We start from the raw sequence: 1,459 nt of genomic DNA on the forward strand, positions 1-1,459 counted from the left end.
CCACTGACATTGATACTCGTAGCGGGTTCCGGTGGTCGTGGCTCTGCCACTGACTGACGCCCTGCTGGGCTGTCTTCCCGTTGTACCGTCCGGCTGCCGGGGCCCGTTCTTCATGGCTCCGGCCAGGTGGAACATGACCTGATAGGAGCTTGGTCAGAAGCCCCCTCAATGTCCTGTCTGCCCCACCCGGCCGGGTGCCACCTCCGGCTAGGAAGGCACCTCCAGCATGACAGCAGCGGGCACAGCGGACACGGTCGGCCAATGGGTGTTCGGCGGTGTGGACTCCCATGCCGACACCATTCATGTCGCGGTCGTCACCGACAACGGCGGCCATCTCGCCGACGCCGAGTTCCCCACAACTACCGCCGGATACACGGCAGCCCTCGCGTTCCTGGGCGCCCACGGTGATGTGATCGCGATCGGTGTGGAAGGCACCGCGTCCTACGGAGCCGGGTTCACCCAGGCAGCCCGCGCCTGCGGCCTGAGCGTGGTCGAGGTCAACCGCCCCGACCGCGCCGAACGCCGCCGCAGCGGCAAGTCCGACCCCATCGACGCCTACGCCGCTGCCCGCGCCGCACTCTCCGGGCGGGCATCGAGCGCGCCCAAGGACGAGACCGTCACCGGTATACGGGCCCTCCACAACGCCGCCCGTTCCACGGTCAAAGCCCGCACCGCCGCGATGAACCAGATCGGGCACATCCTCATCAGCGCCCCCGACGCCATCCGTGCCCGCTACCGAGCCCTGCGCGGCAAACCGCTGATCGATGCCCTGGCACGCCTGCGTCCCACGGGAGACGCCGTCCACACAGCCGTCCTGACCGCCTTGAAGAGTCTGGCCCGACGTGTCCAGGCCCTGACCGCCGAGCACGATGAGCTCACGGCCTCGCTGGACAGCGCGGTCACCGGAGACAATCCGGGTCTGCGTGCCGCCTACGGCGTCGGCCCAGACACTGCCGCCCAGCTCCTGATCACCGCAGGCGGCAACCACGATCGCCTCCGCACCGAGGCATCCTTCGCAGCCCTGTGCGGTGTCGCACCCGTCCCCGCCTCCAGCGGCAAGACCAACCGTCACCGCCTCTCCCGAGGCGGCGACCGCGCCGCCAACGCGGCCCTCTACCGGATAACCCTCGTCCGCATGGCCAGCGACCGCCGAACCCGCGAATACGTGGTCCGGCAGACCGCGGCCGGCCGGACCAAGAAGGAGATCATCCGGCTTCTCAAGCGGGCCATCGCCCGGGAAGTGTTCCGCTATCTCACCACCACGGTCACGGTCCCGGAGGTCGCAGACCTGCGACCCGCACGCCAGGCCAAGAACATCACCCTCACCACCGTCGCCCACCACTTCGGCGTCTGGCCCGCCGTCATCTCCTGCATCGAACGCGGCACCCGCCGCGACGACAACCTCGCCAACGCCTACCGCGACTGGCTCACCGCTGCTTGACAGCCAATAGGAGCTTCA

The 1,459-nt window shown here is 68.9% G+C and carries 1 protein-coding gene; it reads left to right on the forward strand.

The genetic code is table 11. The features are described 5' to 3' along the window. The first annotated feature begins 226 nt into the window (after positions 1-226). Positions 227-1,441 (forward strand): IS110 family transposase, encoded by a 1,215-nt coding sequence (locus tag AB0D48_RS37410; RefSeq protein ID WP_362407834.1) that lies wholly within the window; start codon positions 227-229, stop codon positions 1,439-1,441. Positions 1,442-1,459 lie beyond the last annotated feature (18 nt).

The organism is Streptomyces sp. NPDC048269, assembly GCF_040652395.1.
Lineage (GTDB): Bacteria > Actinomycetota > Actinomycetes > Streptomycetales > Streptomycetaceae > Streptomyces.

Excerpts from the sequence above, each read along its gene's own strand:
- AB0D48_RS37410 (WP_362407834.1), top strand. The coding sequence starts at position 227 with ATGACAGCAGCGGGCACAGCGGACACGGTCGGCCAATGGGTGTTCGGC.